Raw genomic sequence first — 16,391 nt, forward strand, 5'->3', positions numbered from 1 at the left:
GTAATTTATATGAAGTTAATATGTGTTCAGTACAATAATCATTGTAATTAATTGATTATATGAGGAGGATTCACGTGGAAAGAACAGCTTTACGCAAAGTAAAAGGACTTATTGGATTATTAATGTTTTTTGTATTAGCGTTCGTATCATTTCCGTGGAGTACATCAGTTAAAGCGGAAGAGAAAAAGCAAGAAAAGGCACCGAGTGAGAAGAAGATAGTTTTTCCAGTTGTAAGTGATGTACATATTAAGAATAGTGGAACGGATGATACGTTTCGCTGGAAACGAGCAATCGAGCAACTGAATACACTTGCACCTAAACAAGATGCGTTTGTAATTGTGGGAGATTTTACTGATTCAGGATCACTGCAACAATATGATCGTTTCATGCAAGTGTATAATGAAAATGCAAATAAAGATGCCGTGCGAATGAATTCTCTTGGTAACCATGATTATTGGAACGGTTTATCTGTAGAGGGCGCACAGAAGCGTTTCTTAGAAAAAACAGGAATGGAATCGATTTACTATCACAAAGTGGTAAAAGGGTATCATTTCCTTGTTATGTCTCCGGAAGATGGGACAACTCATGGATATTATTCAGACAAGCAAATTAATTGGTTAAAAGAAGAAATGGCAAAGGCACAAAAAGATGATCCGGAAAAACCAATTTTCGTATTTTTACACCAACATATTAAAGATACAGTATACGGTAGCCAAGAGTGGGGGACAAAAGATAGTGCGAAAATTAACGAGGTGTTAAAAGAATATCCACAAGTTATTACGTTTTCAGGTCATTCACATTATCCGTTAGATGACCCGAGATCGATTCATCAAAAAGACTTTACATCAGTTGGTACATCTTCAGTAAGTTATATGGAAGTTGAAGGTGGTAAAGTACAAGGGACGATCCCGCCAGGAGCTAGTACATTAAGCCAAGGCTTATTAGTAGAAGTAGACGATAAAGAAGTAACGATCAATCGCCGTGATTTCCATACAAATTCTTGGACAGGCGAGCCTTGGAAAATTAAATTACCAGCAAAGAAAGAAACATTTACACATGTAGAAGATCGTGATAAAGAAAAGCCTTACTTTGCTAAGGATGCAAAGCTTGCTGTATCAAATGTAACAGAAAATGCAGCAACAGTAACATTCCCACAAGCGCTGGATAACCTTCTTGTTCACTCTTATCGCGTACAAGCTAGAGATAAGCAAACGGGAGAAATAAAGAATAAATTGTTGGCATTCTCAGAGTTTTATCGTGATCCAGTGCCGAAAGAGCTCACATTTACACTGGCAGGGTTAGATGGTGGGAAAACATATACACTTGAAGTAGTTGCGATTGATTCATTTGGCAATGAAAGTGTACAACCATTAACGGCGGAAATTACTACGAAAAAAGATAATATTGACCCGAATGTGAAAGTACCAAAGGCTGATGTTTTCGATGTGAACTTTGCAGATGGTACATTTAAAGACAATTCACCATTTGGTACAAAAGGTGATGTGAAGGGCAATGTGACTATTGAATATGATAAAGCATTGAAAAAGAATGTTATGAAATTAAACGGAAAAGCAAACACATTTGGATACCTTCCATTTTCAGCAGCACAAAAAGAAAAAGTTGCAAATACGTTTACGTTAGAAACAGTATTTGCAATGAATGAAATTCGCGGACAAGGTATTTTGCAAAATACAGAGAGTGGCGGAATTGGTTTTGAATCTACAGGAAGTGGATATGTTGAATTATGGGCTCACATTGGTGGCAGTTATAAACGTGTTGGCGTTCAATTAGAAGCAAACAAAACATATCACTTAACAGGAACGTATAACGGAAGTGAAGTAGCTATTTATGTAGATGGTAAAAAAGTAAATAGCCAACCGGCTACAGGAAAAGTGTATCATCCAAATGTACCATTTGCACTTGGAGCGGATCCTGATAGCAATGGGAATGGTGGTATTCCGTTAAATGGACAAATCGCGCTTGCGAAATTATATAGTAAAGCGTTAAGTTCTTCAGAAGTATTAGCAGCGTACAATGAGTTTTATAACCGTACGAAGTTAGAGCAAGTAAATGCGTTATTTGAAGAACTTGGAAAAGTAAAAGAAGTGTTAGCTGGTACGTATGAGTTTGGGGATAAGCCAGGTCAATATTCAAAGGAAGCATTTCAAGAATTAGAGAAAAGCTATAATAATGCAAAACAAGTGTTTGAAAATGTAGCGAGTACGGGAGAACAAATTGTTCAAGCATATAATGAATTAAAAACTGCAAATCAAACATTTATACAATCTAAAGTAGTAGAACAACCGAAAACATTGAAAGAAAAATTACAAATGAATATTGAATCTGCAAAAGCAGTAGTGAAAAAAGCACAAGCTGCAAATGTAACAGACGGTTCAGTGAAATCATTGAGTCAAAAAATTACAGTGGCAGAATCTGTGTTAAAAGATGCGAAAGTAAAAGATACACAAGTAGAAACGATGAATCGTACGATGGAATATGCGATTTCACTCGTTGAAAAAAGCATAAACAAATAAGAGAGAAGAAAAGAAGCTTATCATGATAGGCTTCTTTTTTGTTATACTAAAAGTAGCATAGAATGAAGGAGCGAATAATTTGGAAGAGAAAAAGTTAAAAAGAATTCTTGAATATGTATGGATCGCGGTTGTGCTCCTTGTAGGATATTATTTCTTAAAAGAAAAAAGTATATGGGTTCTATTTTTAATGACGTTTTTATTAGCGGGTTTAGGCACGTTATTTATTAACTTCTTCTTTGATAGTTTAAATGCATGGAAGAAGAAAAAGAAGGGAACGAAGTAAAGGAGGGAATATATGCAAAAGTGGAAGCTTATATATCAGGTGATTATTTTTCTATTGCTTGTAAGTATTGGCGTTTTTAAATACTCAACACCAATAGGAAATTGGGCATCGTTTACAGCTTGCATCGGCATATTTTTCATTTTACAATCGTTAACGAAAAAATATAATAATACAGAAAGATAGCTCGCCGTTTTATTGGCGAGCTATTTTGTTATGCTTTTTTCTGTTCATCGTTTGCTTTTTCAGTAGCTAAATGACTATGTTTTCTAGAGTAGAAGAAATAGAAGCATAAACCGACTATAAGCCAAGCTATAAAGCTAATCCATGTCGTTTTAGATAAATTAGCCATTAAATATAAACAGCAAAGAATAGCGACAACTGGTAATACAGGTACGAAAGGTGTACGGAATCCGCGTTTCAAGTCAGGGTGTGTTTTTCGTAAAATAAGTACTGCACAGCAAACGAATGTGAAGGCTGTTAATGTACCGATATTTACTAAATTCGCTAATACGTGCAGATCTAAAAGTCCTGCTAATAAAGCGGCAACAACACCAGTAATCCACGTGTTTAATAAAGGGATTTTCACTCTTTTATTTACACGTGCTAACGCTTTTGGAAGTAAACCGTCACGGCTCATCGCATACGAAACGCGAACTTGTCCATACATAACGACTAAGAGAACGGTTGTCATTCCAGTCATCGCTCCAACAGCGAGTAGTCCTGCAATTGTATCCTCGCCAACGAAATGTAAGGCAAATGCAACTGGATCAGAAACATCTAATTGTGTATACGGAACCATACCTGTTAAAACGAAAGATACAATCATGTATAAAACAGTACAAATAAGAAGGGAACCGATAATGCCAATTGGTAAATCACGCTGTGGTTTTTTCGTTTCTTCCGCAGCGGTTGCGATTGCATCAAAGCCTAAGAAGGCGAAGAATACAGTAGCAGCTCCAGTAATAATACCGTCGTATCCGAATGGGATGAACGGTGTCCAATTTTCAGGTTTTACATATTTTGCACCTGCTACGATAAAGGCGATAATAACTGCTAACTTGATCAGAACCATAATATTATTAATGCGTGCGCTTTCACGTATACCAAAACTTAAAAGACCGGTAATGATGAGTAAAATACAAACAGCTGGTAAATCAATGAGACCACCTTTTCCTACGCCAGGTGCCGAGGCGATTATGGCGGGCAGATGGATGTTAAATCCTTGTAGTAAAGACTGTAAATAACCAGACCAACCGACAGCTACTGCTGCGACTGCCAGTAAATATTCGAGCATTAAACACCATCCGACGATGAAGGCGACGACTTCCCCGACTGTCATGTATGCGTAAGTATACACACTTCCTGAGACAGGAATAGAAGAAGCAAATTCGGCATAACAAAAGGCTACACAAGCACAAGTAAATGCAGCAATAAGAAATGATAACATAATACCAGGACCAGAATGTTTCGCTGCAACAATACCTGTTAATACAAAAATCCCTGTGCCAATTACGGCGCCAATTCCTAAAAACGTTAAATCAAGTGCGGTTAATGTTCTTTGTAGTTGTCGTGGTGATTCAGTAGTAATCGCCTTTTTTCGTAATAATGATTTCACTTTGGACTCTCCCCCCGTTTTTCATTTCCATAACTGCGAATGTAGTATGAGCCCACTAGAAAAGAGTATGTAAGGAAATCGAGGTACAGTTATGGTGCGTAGTTTTTTAAAATTGCTGGATTAATCTTAATATAATTCAGAATATTTTGTCAAATAAAAATATGACAAATAAAATGCGGATGAATAGGAGAAACTACTTGCAGGAATGGACGAGGGTTAACGACCCACTGATTAAAGTTAAAGTAGGAGAAGATGCTATGTTATTTTATTTTGAACTTGTCGTCATTTTACTTTGTACGAAATTAGCTGGTGATATTAGCGTAAGGCTTGGCCAGCCTTCTGTACTTGGTAAATTAATTATCGGTATTATTATCGGTCCAGCTGTACTTGGTATTATAAATAGTTCTGAACTGATTGATGAGCTGAGTGAGATTGGTGTTTTACTCCTTATGTTTATGGCTGGACTTGAAACAGATTTAGAAGAACTAAATCGGAATTTGAAATCATCATTTGCAGTAGCAGCTGGTGGAATTATTTTTCCTTTCATAGGTGGTTATGTAACAGGATTGCTGTTTGGATTAATACAATCTCATGCAATTTTTTTAGGGTTATTACTTTGCGCAACGTCAGTTAGTATTACGGTACAAACGCTAAGAGATTTAGGGAAAATGAATACGAGAGAAAGTACAACGATTTTAGGTGCTGCCGTATTTGACGATGTGATCGTCGTTATTTTATTAGCGTTTGTTATGAGTTTTTTAGGAACGCAAGATGTGAATATAACACTTGTTATCGTAAAGAAAATTATTTTCTTCGTCAGCATCGTTTTTATCGCATGGAAAGTTGTTCCGTGGATTATGAAAATGCTTGTACCACTTCGTGTAACAGAAGCTCTAATTAGTGCAGCTCTTATTATTTGTTTCTCTTTTTCGTATTATAGTGAAATGATGGGGATTGCAGGTATTATTGGCGCATTTGCAGCCGGAATTGCCATTTCTCAAACAGAGTATAAGCACGAGGTAGAACATAAAATTGAACCGATTGCGTATGCGATATTTGTGCCAGTGTTCTTTGTAAGTATTGGAATGGAAATTACATTTCAAGGTATCGGAAGCCAGCTTTGGTTCATTATCATTATGACGCTTATTGCGATTTTCACAAAGTTAATTGGATCAGGTTTAGGAGCAAGGCTAACAGGATTCAACCTTCAATCTTCTATTAGTATCGGAGCTGGGATGGTATCACGTGGTGAAGTAGCGCTTATCATCGCAGCGAATGGACTTACGGCAAATTTATTAGCGAAAGAAAATTTCACAGCGATTGTTATTGTTGTTATATTGACAACGATTATTACGCCGCCGCTTTTAAAGAAATATTTCGTGTAAAGAGGAAGAGCTTATCTGATGTAGGTAAGCTCTTTTTTTATTGGAAAAGCAATAGTCATGTGGCATGAAAGGTTTGTAATTATGGTAAAATCTATGTATGTGATATGACAAGGAGAAGGATGTGTTTGAGGATTACGAAGGGAAAGATTATAGGTGTAATTATACTTCTTTTATTGTGCATACCATTTACTGCATGGAAAGAATCAAAAGTGAAAGATTTTCCGGTTTCTATTTTCTCGGAAGAAGCAGATGGTGAGTACGACCAGAAGCTGAAATATACTGCTTTTTTACCTGATGTTGCGATTTGGATGAACGGTTGGGAAAAGAAGTGGACAGAAGGGGAAAGAACTGTTTACCAAAAAGGGAATCGCATTGTAAATGTGTTTCATCCTCCTGGCGATGATGGTTTTTACCTTCTTGAAGCAAGAGAAAATAAGTAAACGCAACCGTAAGAAGTGGAGGTTAAATAGTGAAAGCTTCAACATTACTATTTAAAATTGAAAGTAATATGGATCAATTTTCACCAGCTGAAAAGAAGGTTGCCATGTACATAACGGAGAATGCAGAGATTGTTCCGAACTTAACGACGAAAGAAGTGTCAACGAATGCGGGCGCAAGTGAGGCGAGTGTTGTTCGCTTTTGTAAGTCGATTGGAATCGGAAGTTTTAAAGCATTTAAAATCGCGCTCGTTCGCGAATTAACGATTGCTGATTATAATATTAACGATTTTTCAGTGATGAATACGGAAGATGGACCGTACGACTTGTTTAATAAAGTTACGTATGTGAATAAAGCTGCAATTGAGGCGAGCGTGACGGCGATAGATAAAAAAGAACTTGAAAAAGCTGCAGATCATATTGTAAATGCCGATAAAATTATTTTTTACGGGGTAGGCGGATCAGCTACTCCGGCGATGGACGGAGCTTATAAATTTACAAGGCTCGGATTTACAGCGATGATGCTATCTGATTTTCATATGATGTTGCCGCTTGTGACAAATTTAAAAGAAGGCGATATATTTGTGGCCATTTCAACATCTGGTCGTACGAAAGATGTACTTGAAATGGCGCAATATGCGAAGAGACAAGGTGCAACAGTTATTGCGATTACGAAGCTTGATCAATCATCACCGTTATATAAAGAGGCAGATATTCGTCTTTGTATGCCAGATGTAGAACGAGATCATCGCATTGCAAGTATTGCTTCGAGAATGACGCAATTGAATATGATTGATGCTTTATATGTCATTACGTTTAATCGTATTGGTAATAAAGTGCTGGATCAATTTATGGAGACAAGAGAAGAAGCTTTGCGATTACGGAAGCTAAAATGAGAAGATGGGGGAAACCCATCTTTTTTTGCATACGGACGGACATAAATTCGTCATGAAAAGAAATGAAATTTCATAAAATAATAAAGTAATATTGATTTTAAATTTCTTAAAGTTATAATAAAAGTATGAAATTAAATTTCAAAGTAGGTGGGAATATGTTAGAAAATTTATCGACAGAACACCGTAATGAGAAGACGATGAATTTAGATGAGATGAGCATAAAAGAAGTTCTGCAAAGTATGAATGAAGAAGATCGAACTGTTGCGTTAGCAGTTGAAAAAGAAATAGAACAGATTGAACAGGTTGTGCAAACTGTAATTCAATCATTTGAAAGAGAAGGGCGACTCATTTATATTGGGGCTGGTACAAGTGGTCGTTTAGGTATTTTAGACGCAGTGGAATGCCCGCCGACATTTGGCACAGATGATAAAATGGTGCAAGGATTTATAGCAGGTGGATTGAAAGCGTTTACTAAAGCGGTAGAAGGTGCCGAAGACCGCCAAGAGTTAGCGGGAGAAGATTTAAAAAGTATTGGATTAAACGAGAAAGATACTGTAATTGGAATTGCGGCAAGTGGTCGAACTCCTTATGTCATTGGCGGCTTGAAGTACGCGAATAGCGTAGGAGCGAGTACAGCTAGTATCTCCTGTAATAAAAATGCTGAAATAAGTAAATATGCAAAACTAAATGTGGAAGTAGAAACAGGCGCAGAAATTTTAACAGGTTCAACGCGGTTGAAGGCTGGTACAGCGCAAAAATTAGTACTGAATATGATTTCAACAGCTTCTATGATTGGTGTAGGGAAAGTATATAAAAACTTAATGGTAGATGTGCAATCTACGAATGAAAAGTTAGTAGAACGATCAAAACGAATTATTGTGGAAGCAACAGGGGTTAGTTATGAAGTAGCATCAGAGTATTATGAAAAAGCAGAACGTAACGTGAGAGCTGCGATTGTTATGGTGTTGTTGCAGTGTGAGTATGGGGAAGCACTAGAGAAACTAAAAGAAGCAAAAGGGTTTGTGAAGAAGGCACTATAAATAATAGGGAGGGGGATTCTATTATGAAGAAAGAAGAGAGAATGGCCAAAGAAATTTCGGAGCAACTTGGGGGAATAAAAAATATTCGTGGCATTGCGCATTGTATGACGAGACTACGATTAACACTTTATGATGAAAGTAAAGTAAACATGGACCTTTTGAAAAAGGTTGAAGGGGTTATGGGCATCATTGAAGATGAGACGCTTCAAGTTGTCGTTGGTCCGGGAACGGTAAATAAAGTAGCAGCTGAGATGGAAGGTTTAACGGGGCTCCGAATTGGTGAGGTGGCAGATCATCACCTTGAAGATCTTGGGCAAGAGATGAAGTCAGAGATAAAGAAGAAAAATAATACACCAGTGAAAAACTTTTTACGAAAAATAGGAAGTATTTTCATTCCATTAATTCCGGGTCTTGTTGCATCAGGTATTATAAATGGGGTCGCTAACTTTGCGAAAAATGCAGGTGCTGATCCGAATGCAACGTGGCTACAAATGTTGCTACTCATTGGCGGCGGTATCTTTACATTCTTAGGCATTTTAGTCGGCTGGAATACAGCGAAAGAGTTTGGCGGGACACCGGTTCTTGGGGCAATTGCTGGTATTTTAATTTTCAACCCGGCGATGGCGACTGTAAAATTATTTGGTGAAGCGCTCGTACCCGGACGGGGCGGATTGTTTGCAGTTATTTTTGCAGCGTGGCTTATGGTTGTAGTGGAAAGACAAGTTCGAAAAGCAGTGCCAAATGCAGTTGATATTATCGTGACACCACTTATTACTGTGTTAGTCGTAAGTATCGTAACGATGTTAGCCATTCAGCCGGTAGCAGGTTTCTTATCTGAAGGAATTACAAGCGGAATTAATGGTATTTTAAGTATTGGTGGCGCGTTTGCGGGAGCAGTACTTGCAGGAACATTTTTGCCGCTCGTTATGGTCGGATTACATCACGGTTTAACACCGATTCATATGGAGTTTATTAATCAAACGCACGTAACACCTTTATTACCAGTACTCGCAATGGCTGGAGCTGGGCAAGTAGGAGCTGCGATCGCCATCTATGTGAAAACAAAAAACAAACGACTTCGTAACGTAATTAAAGGGGCATTACCAGTTGGATTTTTAGGAATTGGCGAACCGTTATTATACGGGGTTACATTACCACTTGGGAAACCGTTTCTTACCGCTTGTTTAGGGGCAGCTGTCGGTGGTGCATTCCAAGCAGTTATGAAAACAGCTGCACTCGGAATTGGTGTATCCGGATTATCATTAATTCCGTTAATTGCTGATAATAAATATTTACTATATTTCCTTGGATTAGTCGTTGCATATACTTTCGGATTCATCTTTACGTACTTCTTCGGATTTAAAGAAGAAATGGCAGAAAACATATAGAGAAAGGGATTCCTTTCTCTTTTTTTATTCATAGAAAGGGAGATTCATATGCTAGGAGTATCAATTTATCTTTCAAAAGAGCGAGTAAAGAAACAAGAAGAATGGCTAAAAGTAGCGAAGAAAAACGGATTTTTATCTATTTTTACATCACTTCATATACCAGAAGATGATCCAAATACGTATAAAGAGTTAATTCAAATACTTGGGAAACAGGCTCTTGAAAATGAAATGGAATTAATGGTTGATGTTTCCCAAAAATCGCTACACCATTTAGGAATGACGTACGAAAATGTGGAAGAGTTAGTAGAGTGGGGAATTACTGGTTTACGAATGGACTATGGCATCACGCCAAAAGAAATCGCACGCGTATCTCACAAGATGAAAGTAGCTTTAAATGCGAGTACGATTACAGATTCATTTTGGAAAGAGTTAATTACTGAAAAGATACGGGTCGAGAATGTAGAAGCGTGGCATAATTTTTACCCACGCCCAGAAACAGGACTAGCAAAGTCCTTTTTACAAAAACAAAACGAATATTTACATGCGTGCGGAATAAAAACAATGGCATTTATTCCAGGAGATGCGGAAAAACGTGGTCCGTTATATGAAGGGTTACCAACGTTAGAAAAACATCGCAATATGCGCCCGCTTGAAGCGTATTTAGAACTTGTACAACATTGTGGTGTCGATAAGGTGTTAATCGGGGATATAAGCGGAAGTGTAGAAAGTGTACAAGAGATAGCGAGTGCGAGTAGAGGGGTTATTCCGCTGCGGTACAAAGCGTTTATAACTGATAAAGAAGTATTAAAAATAGTGGAACGAGTGCATACAAATAGGCTGGATCCAGCCCGTGATGTCATTCGGTCTGTAGAATCACGAGAAGAAAATAAAGTGATTTTACAGCCAATGAATGCAATTTTAAGAAAGAAAGGCAGCATTACAATTGATAATGAATTGTACGGTAGATATGCTGGAGAAATGCAAGTTGCCATACATGATTTGCCTGTAGATGAGAAAGTGAATGTTGTTGGAATGGTTGTGGAAGAGGACGTTTCTTTACTGCCTTATATTGGTGCTGGAAAAATGTTTCAACTTTTTCTATGCGATAGAATAAAAGCTTGAATTAACGCTACTTTGTAGGAAAACATTATCCGTAAAAGGGATAATGTTTTTTGTTTTCTTTAAAAAAGTATTTGACGAATGAAATGAAATACCGTATTGTTTTGACTTGTGAATAAAAGTTCACCATAACAAAACAAAAAGGAGAGTTCAAAATGAATCAATACATTGGTAACTTAATTATTCGTATCGTGTTAGGAGTAACGTTCTTTGCACATGGTTTAGCGAAGTTTCAATCAGGTATCGATAACGTAGCAGGCTGGTTTACAAGCATTGGCTTACCAGGTGGTCTTGCATATGGCGTAGCAACAGTTGAATTAGTTGGTGGTATATTATTAATTATCGGTTTAGGCGTACGATATGTAGGATTGCTATTCGCTCTTATTTTAGCTGGAGCAATCGTAAAGGTAAATGGAGCAGCAGGTTTATTAGGAGATGGAAAGAACCCAGGATATGAATTAGATCTTGCATTATTATCAATGGGTGCGTATTTATTCGTTGTAAAAGCAGAAGGATATGTAGATCGTTTCGTAAAAGAGAAAGTAATGAAAACGAAGTAAACTTATTTATAAATTGTTGACTTGAATCATCGTTGTAACTATAATGATTACAATGTGTAGAGTAAGAATAAAACAATTTAAATATTTTTACACACAGTGTAACAGTTTTGGTTACACTGTGTATAAAAAATAAATAAAACGGGAGGAAGTAACATGCCTAAATCAAATTTAGAAATTATTCGAAGTACATATGAAGGATCAGCTTCTTCGAATGCAAAACATTTAGCAGAAGCCCTCTCTGAAAAAGTAGAATGGACAGAGGCAGAAGGGTTCCCGTACGGGGGAACTTATATCGGTGTAGAAGCAATAATGGAAAATGTATTTAGCCGATTAGGATCAGAATGGGATGATTATAAAGCGAGTGTAAATACATATCATGAAGTAAGCGGAAAAGATGTAATTATTGCTGAAGGTATGTATTCAGGAGTTTATAAAGACACGGGAAAATCATTTGAAGCAGAATTTGTTCATGTATGGCAACTTGAGAACGGAAAAATTGTGAAGTTTAAGCAGTATGTAGATAGTCATCTTGTTAGAGAAGCGATGAAGAGATAATGCTTTTTAAATGGGGCGTAGGTATATGCATTACAATTATAGTAATTTTCTCGTCTATAGTTGGCGGAAAGAAATTGCTTGCATATGTGGAAAAAGAAAATAAAAATATTCAAACCCAGCAAGTGGCAAACGAAAAAGAGAAGAAAGTTGCAGAAGAATTTTCACAAGTTAGTGAAGGTGAAATTATTTCTACTATGCACAAAATGGTACACCAAAAGGTAAAATCCTCTGAAAAATGGGGTTTTGTAGAAATGACAAACAAGGAAATTTCTAATGTGAAAAGAGATATTGAAAATAGTACAGGTTTTCAATATAAAATGAAGTTATTTTCTATTATAAATAGATGGGAAAGAGGAGATTTTTCTCAAACTGTTGAGGAGCACAACTTTTTATGGAGCCTTCAAGGTGGAGATACTGGCAAGGCAACAGAACGTTTATCACCAGAAGAGGAAAAGCAGTATATAAAAGAAATGAAGAATAAATAAAAACATCGCCAACTCAGATGACGATGTTTTTTCATTACGAATGTTTTCGTATTAAAGCTCTAGTTGGCTGAACAGCAACTGTTTTGAAATGAGAAAATAAATAACATCCTGTCACAACGATTATTGTCCCTACAATTTGTATCCATGTTAGTTCTTCACCGAGGAACAGGAATGCTAAAATAGCGGTAAAAATGGGATTAAAGTTTAGAAAAATACCAGATGTAGTTGCTCCTAATTTTTGTACGCCAACATTCCAAAATACCATACAAAGAACTGTGGAAATGAGTCCTGTATATAAAAGTGATGTTATAAAAGAAGTGTTGATATTTGTAACAGTGAAGCTTCCAATGTTAAATGGCAGTAATAAAATAACGCCGAAAATACCAGAGTATAATGTGGCCATGAGTGGTGTCGTTGTTTTTGTTGCCCATTTACTACAAACAGAATACATTCCCCAAATACAAACTGCCGCAATCATCCATAAATCACCGCTATTAAAATGTAGTGAAAATAAAAGTGCAAAGTTACCTTTTAATAGGACGAGGATAACCCCGAAGAATGAAAGAATCATAGATAAAATTTGAAGTGTATTTACTTTTTCTTTTAGAAATAAGACAGAAAATAGTGCGATTGAAATCGCATTTAATGTAGAAATAAGCCCTACATTCGTTGCGGATGTTTTCTCTAGTGCTAGAAATTGAAAGATGTTAAAAAGAGCGACCCCTGAAATCCCCATTAGTATTAAAGGAAGTATGGCAGCACGAGGTGGAATGATTTTCTTTTCTTTAAACCATACCATTGGTAATAAACAAACGATCGCAATCATCCATCTTAAACTTGTAAGTGTCATTGGAGATGCGTGATCAACGAGTGATTTTCCAACGACGAAATTTCCTCCCCATAATAAGCTCGTTAGTAATAGTAAAAAGACATAAAAATAAGGCATATTAAAATCCCCTTTGTTGTAATCAATGTGAATTGTAAATAATTTTAGCATTTTTCTTTATTGTGTAATATATTATTTTGTATAATGGATAAAAGTTGATAAAATGTTTTGTTTTAGATAGTGTTTTGGAAATGATATTCAGTTTTATATAAGTTGTAAGGTGTTTTTTCGAATAATCATCGGTAAGAAAAAGGGGGAATTGTAATGGAGTCGTCAGTTATTAAAGTGTTGGATGATTTGGACGTACAAATTTTAGATATATTGCAGAAGGAGTCACAAGTAAGTAATGCAGAGCTTGCGCGACGTGTTAATTTATCACCAGCTGCGATGCATGCGAGAATAAAAAGATTAGATGGAGAAGGATTCATTGATAAGCAAGTAGCCATTTTAAATCAAGAAAAGCTTGGTTTTGATTTGTTATGCTTTATTTTTATGAGTACGAATATTCATCAATTTGACAAGTTGGAAGTGCTGGAAAAAGAATTAGAAGCGATGCCTGAAGTGTTAGAATGTCACTGCTTAACAGGAGAGTATGATTATTTATTAAAGGTTGCAAATCGTGATCGTAAAGAATTAGAGCAGTTTATTAGAAAGCTAAATAAGCTTGGTATTACAAAGATACAGACGAGTTTAGCACTTCGTGAAATTAAATATTCGACCGTATTACCGATACGAAATGAGGGACCGAGCATCGATTAGATCGCTTGGTTTTTTGTTTGTATAAAGTGATTGACGAGGAGAAAAGAGAGATGTATTATTATATAAAATTATGTATTAAAATTCATTTTAAATTATAAATATTAATATTAGGGGCAAGGGGATAGAATATGAAAATCTTTAATGCGGTTACGAGTGATGTGAAAGAAATTTATGGTCTCATTGAGATTTACGCAAAAGAGGGAGTGGTTTTACCGCGTTCTCTTTTATCTCTCTACCAATATTTACAGTGTTTGTATGTTGTGAAAGAAGAGGGGGAAATCGTCGGAGTTGCTGGTTTACATGTGTTAGGGGAGGACCTTGCAGAAGTCCGGTCGTTAGTCGTTTCGCATACATATGCAGGGAAAGGGATTGGACGTATGTTAGTAAACCATGTAATAAATGAGGCAGCGAAAATAAAAGTGAGTAGAGTTATTTCTTTAACATATGAAACGGAATTTTTTCAAAAGTGCGGGTTTGATTTTGTGAATAGAGATGCATTGCCAGAGAAAGTATGGATTGATTGTAGGCATTGTCCAAAGGTAGATTATTGTGATGAAGTAGCGATGATTCGGTATGTTGGGTGAAATAAATGTAAAGAAGAGCAGCTAGCAAAAGCTAACTGCTCTATTCAAGGGATCTCTCCAAGGGGGAGTGGAGAAAATATTATGTTACTAGCAGTATTGACAGATTATTAGGAAATATACAAACTGGAGGGAATAAATTTTAAATAAACTTTCGGCATTGACAGTTTTTAAAATATTCATGTACAATATACATGAATGACATTCAGTCATTTTCTGTGGAAGCGTGTAGTTAGTTTGAAAACGGAACAAATATAAATGGTAAATGAGGATGATAGTTGTTTATATAGTAGTGATGAAAGAGTATATTTTTTTAAAACAAAAATGACTGATAGTCAGTCATAAGAGGTGAGAGGTATGAAGAATAGAGCTTGGTTATATGTCATATTAACATGTATCTTTGAAATTTTTTGGGTGTTTGGTTTTAATACAGCCGATACTTGGTGGCATTGGATTATTATTTTAGGCGTTATCGCTGTTGATTTTCACTTCCTTTCTAAAGCGTGTGAGCATCTTGCAACAGGGACTGTATATGCTGTTTTCGCCGGAGCTGGTACGGTAGGTACTTTCTTAATGGATGTATTCCTTTTCGGCGGGAGTTTCAGTGTAGGGAAATTATTCTTTATCGTGATGGTTGTAGCCGGCGTTATCGGTTTAAAACTAGCTGATAATAAAGAAGAAACTGTGGAAGGAGCTGCTTAAAGATGGGTTGGTTTTTCGTATTTTGTGCTGCAATTAGTGAAATAGTCGGTGTGATCGGTCTTAAAATGTATAGTAAAGATAAAACGTTAGCAAATGGTGCACTTTATATAGGTGGGTTTGCTACATCCTTTGCATTCTTGTATACATCTTTCTTATTTTTACAAGTAAGTGTCGCGTATGCGGTTTGGATTGGTATTGGAACAGCAGGTGCCGTTTTATTAAACATGTTCCTGTTTGGTGAGTCGAAAAGTAAAGCACGTATCATTAGTGTAGCTCTTATTGTATGCGGCGTGACAGGGTTAAAGGCTCTTTCGTAAAGATATACTGTATCTCCTAACAAGTCGTTAGGAGATTTTTATCGTAAAAAGTACACGATAATTGACAGTATAGCTAGTTATTCTATAAAATGAGTGACAGTCATTCAATACGCGTGTGAAAGGGTTTAGATGATGAATAAAAAAGAGAAAATTGTCTATGCAGCTATTGAAGTGTTTCAGGAAAAGGGCGTTGAAAAAACGAAGATTTCTGATATCGTGAAATTGGCTGGCATTGCACAAGGAACTTTCTATTTATATTTTCCTTCTAAGTTATCTGTTATGCCTGCAATAGCAGAAGTGATGGTTGAGAAGATGATCCTTGCAGTGAAAGAAAAAGTGCAAAATGATGCGCCTTTTTCAAATAAAGTTACGCAAGTAATAGATGCGGTGTTTCACTTCATAGCGGAATATCGTGAAATACAAGCTTTAATGTATGCAGGTCTTGCATCTACGGAACATATAAAAGAATGGGAAGCTGTGTATGAGCCTCTTTATATGTGGTTAAGTGAATTTTTAAGTGGGGCGAAAGAAGCTGGTGAAATTCGTGATTCGGTTCACGCAGAGCGAACAGCGAAGTTATTTATCGCTCTAGTTGAATCAGCAGCGGAACAAGTGTATTTATATGATCATAAAGATGATGAGCAAGTGGAGCTACAAAAGGCAGAAGTACTAGATTTTTTAACACATGCATTACATATAAAGAAATAGTGAGATGAACCTGTCTGGAAAGGTAGGTTCATTTTTGAGGGAAAATGAATGATAGTCATTCACCTAATGCGTATGTATGTGTGGAAGGGTACAGTGAAATTCTAACGAGTAGGGGCATCTCTACTCATGATTAGCCCACAA

At 36.5% G+C, this 16,391-nt stretch carries 19 protein-coding genes; 17 read left to right on the forward strand and 2 right to left on the reverse strand.

The features are described 5' to 3' along the window. Window positions 1-74 precede the first annotated feature (74 nt). The 3 genes from PDK19_RS07420 (at window position 75) to PDK19_RS07430 (ending at window position 3,000) form a co-directional block, all read left to right on the forward strand. Complete coding sequence (locus PDK19_RS07420) at window positions 75-2,534, forward strand: LamG-like jellyroll fold domain-containing protein (protein WP_139303005.1); 2,460 nt, start codon at window positions 75-77, stop codon at window positions 2,532-2,534. A 79-nt stretch (window positions 2,535-2,613) separates the two neighbouring features. Continuing rightward, window positions 2,614-2,817 carry a hypothetical protein gene (locus tag PDK19_RS07425; protein WP_000391504.1) on the forward strand — a complete coding sequence of 68 codons (204 nt, stop codon included), beginning with the start codon at window positions 2,614-2,616 and terminating at the stop codon, window positions 2,815-2,817. Window positions 2,818-2,829: 12 nt separating this feature from the next. Beyond that, on the forward strand, window positions 2,830-3,000 hold the full coding sequence (locus PDK19_RS07430; protein ID WP_041184469.1) for a hypothetical protein: 171 nt from the start codon (window positions 2,830-2,832) through the stop codon (window positions 2,998-3,000). Between the two features lie 28 nt (window positions 3,001-3,028). On the opposite strand, the gene PDK19_RS07435 is transcribed toward PDK19_RS07430, so the two are convergent. Beyond that, window positions 3,029-4,432, reverse strand: a complete 1,404-nt coding sequence (locus PDK19_RS07435) for an amino acid permease (RefSeq protein WP_000838699.1) — start codon at window positions 4,430-4,432, stop codon at window positions 3,029-3,031. 161 nt (window positions 4,433-4,593) lie between these two features. On the opposite strand from PDK19_RS07435, the gene PDK19_RS07440 reads away from it, so the two are divergent. The 9 genes from PDK19_RS07440 to PDK19_RS07480 all read left to right on the forward strand — a co-directional run bounded on the left by PDK19_RS07440 (window position 4,594) and on the right by PDK19_RS07480 (window position 12,297). Next, entirely contained in the window at window positions 4,594-5,817 is a 1,224-nt protein-coding gene (locus PDK19_RS07440; RefSeq protein WP_374203341.1) for a cation:proton antiporter, read from the forward strand. 125 nt (window positions 5,818-5,942) lie between these two features. Beyond that, complete coding sequence (locus PDK19_RS07445) at window positions 5,943-6,257, forward strand: hypothetical protein (protein WP_001223243.1); 315 nt, start codon at window positions 5,943-5,945, stop codon at window positions 6,255-6,257. 29 nt (window positions 6,258-6,286) lie between these two features. After that, window positions 6,287-7,150: a MurR/RpiR family transcriptional regulator gene (locus PDK19_RS07450; RefSeq protein WP_074615249.1), complete on the forward strand. Its 864-nt coding sequence runs from the start codon at window positions 6,287-6,289 to the stop codon at window positions 7,148-7,150. A 155-nt stretch (window positions 7,151-7,305) separates the two neighbouring features. Continuing rightward, a complete protein-coding gene (gene murQ, locus PDK19_RS07455) occupies window positions 7,306-8,190 on the forward strand; it encodes an N-acetylmuramic acid 6-phosphate etherase (RefSeq protein ID WP_262722896.1) in 885 nt (294 codons plus the stop codon). A gap of 23 nt (window positions 8,191-8,213) precedes the next feature. Further along, the gene (locus PDK19_RS07460; RefSeq protein ID WP_000711286.1) at window positions 8,214-9,578 is read left to right on the forward strand and encodes a PTS transporter subunit EIIC; all 1,365 of its coding nucleotides are present in this window, start codon (window positions 8,214-8,216) and stop codon (window positions 9,576-9,578) included. A 48-nt stretch (window positions 9,579-9,626) separates the two neighbouring features. After that, on the forward strand, window positions 9,627-10,700 hold the full coding sequence (locus tag PDK19_RS07465; RefSeq protein WP_074615251.1) for a DUF871 domain-containing protein: 1,074 nt from the start codon (window positions 9,627-9,629) through the stop codon (window positions 10,698-10,700). A 152-nt stretch (window positions 10,701-10,852) separates the two neighbouring features. Next, entirely contained in the window at window positions 10,853-11,257 is a 405-nt protein-coding gene (locus PDK19_RS07470; RefSeq protein ID WP_014893281.1) for a DoxX family protein, read from the forward strand. A gap of 153 nt (window positions 11,258-11,410) precedes the next feature. Beyond that, window positions 11,411-11,812 (forward strand): nuclear transport factor 2 family protein, encoded by a 402-nt coding sequence (locus tag PDK19_RS07475; RefSeq protein ID WP_014893280.1) that lies wholly within the window; start codon window positions 11,411-11,413, stop codon window positions 11,810-11,812. After that, window positions 11,812-12,297 carry a PRK06770 family protein gene (locus tag PDK19_RS07480; protein WP_014893279.1) on the forward strand — a complete coding sequence of 162 codons (486 nt, stop codon included), beginning with the start codon at window positions 11,812-11,814 and terminating at the stop codon, window positions 12,295-12,297. Before PDK19_RS07475 ends, PDK19_RS07480 begins: the two co-directional genes overlap by 1 nt. A gap of 34 nt (window positions 12,298-12,331) precedes the next feature. On the opposite strand, the gene PDK19_RS07485 is transcribed toward PDK19_RS07480, so the two are convergent. Further along, window positions 12,332-13,243, reverse strand: coding sequence for a DMT family transporter (locus PDK19_RS07485; RefSeq protein WP_001146279.1), 912 nt, complete (start codon window positions 13,241-13,243; stop codon window positions 12,332-12,334). A gap of 204 nt (window positions 13,244-13,447) precedes the next feature. On the opposite strand from PDK19_RS07485, the gene PDK19_RS07490 reads away from it, so the two are divergent. The 5 genes from PDK19_RS07490 to PDK19_RS07510 all read left to right on the forward strand — a co-directional run bounded on the left by PDK19_RS07490 (window position 13,448) and on the right by PDK19_RS07510 (window position 16,250). Continuing rightward, window positions 13,448-13,942, forward strand: coding sequence for an Lrp/AsnC family transcriptional regulator (locus PDK19_RS07490; protein WP_000446093.1), 495 nt, complete (start codon window positions 13,448-13,450; stop codon window positions 13,940-13,942). 128 nt (window positions 13,943-14,070) lie between these two features. Further along, window positions 14,071-14,526, forward strand: coding sequence for an N-acetyltransferase (locus tag PDK19_RS07495; protein WP_074567637.1), 456 nt, complete (start codon window positions 14,071-14,073; stop codon window positions 14,524-14,526). Window positions 14,527-14,880: 354 nt separating this feature from the next. Further along, the gene (locus PDK19_RS07500) at window positions 14,881-15,225 is read left to right on the forward strand and encodes a DMT family transporter (RefSeq protein WP_000796016.1); all 345 of its coding nucleotides are present in this window, start codon (window positions 14,881-14,883) and stop codon (window positions 15,223-15,225) included. Window positions 15,226-15,227: 2 nt separating this feature from the next. Beyond that, window positions 15,228-15,542 carry a DMT family transporter gene (locus PDK19_RS07505; protein ID WP_000539674.1) on the forward strand — a complete coding sequence of 105 codons (315 nt, stop codon included), beginning with the start codon at window positions 15,228-15,230 and terminating at the stop codon, window positions 15,540-15,542. A gap of 129 nt (window positions 15,543-15,671) precedes the next feature. After that, a complete protein-coding gene (locus PDK19_RS07510; protein ID WP_041184468.1) occupies window positions 15,672-16,250 on the forward strand; it encodes a TetR family transcriptional regulator in 579 nt (192 codons plus the stop codon). Window positions 16,251-16,391 lie beyond the last annotated feature (141 nt).

The organism is Bacillus cereus group sp. BcHK124 (assembly GCF_027712065.1).
Lineage (GTDB): Bacteria > Bacillota > Bacilli > Bacillales > Bacillaceae_G > Bacillus_A > Bacillus_A pacificus.

Bases quoted from the DNA above. Each gene is read 5' to 3' on its own strand.
- PDK19_RS07430 (WP_041184469.1), top strand. From the start codon at position 2,830: ATGCAAAAGTGGAAGCTTATATATCAGGTGATTATTTTTCTATTGCTT.
- PDK19_RS07475 (WP_014893280.1), top strand. From the start codon at position 11,411: ATGCCTAAATCAAATTTAGAAATTATTCGAAGTACATATGAAGGATCA.
- PDK19_RS07470 (WP_014893281.1), top strand. From the start codon at position 10,853: ATGAATCAATACATTGGTAACTTAATTATTCGTATCGTGTTAGGAGTA.
- PDK19_RS07480 (WP_014893279.1), top strand. From the start codon at position 11,812: ATGCTTTTTAAATGGGGCGTAGGTATATGCATTACAATTATAGTAATT.
- PDK19_RS07440 (WP_374203341.1), top strand. From the start codon at position 4,594: ATGACAAATAAAATGCGGATGAATAGGAGAAACTACTTGCAGGAATGG.
- PDK19_RS07495 (WP_074567637.1), top strand. From the start codon at position 14,071: ATGAAAATCTTTAATGCGGTTACGAGTGATGTGAAAGAAATTTATGGT.
- PDK19_RS07460 (WP_000711286.1), top strand. From the start codon at position 8,214: ATGAAGAAAGAAGAGAGAATGGCCAAAGAAATTTCGGAGCAACTTGGG.
- PDK19_RS07485 (WP_001146279.1), bottom strand. From the start codon at position 13,243: ATGCCTTATTTTTATGTCTTTTTACTATTACTAACGAGCTTATTATGG.
- PDK19_RS07465 (WP_074615251.1), top strand. From the start codon at position 9,627: ATGCTAGGAGTATCAATTTATCTTTCAAAAGAGCGAGTAAAGAAACAA.
- PDK19_RS07505 (WP_000539674.1), top strand. From the start codon at position 15,228: ATGGGTTGGTTTTTCGTATTTTGTGCTGCAATTAGTGAAATAGTCGGT.
- murQ (WP_262722896.1), top strand. From the start codon at position 7,306: ATGTTAGAAAATTTATCGACAGAACACCGTAATGAGAAGACGATGAAT.
- PDK19_RS07500 (WP_000796016.1), top strand. From the start codon at position 14,881: ATGAAGAATAGAGCTTGGTTATATGTCATATTAACATGTATCTTTGAA.
- PDK19_RS07510 (WP_041184468.1), top strand. From the start codon at position 15,672: ATGATGAATAAAAAAGAGAAAATTGTCTATGCAGCTATTGAAGTGTTT.
- PDK19_RS07490 (WP_000446093.1), top strand. From the start codon at position 13,448: ATGGAGTCGTCAGTTATTAAAGTGTTGGATGATTTGGACGTACAAATT.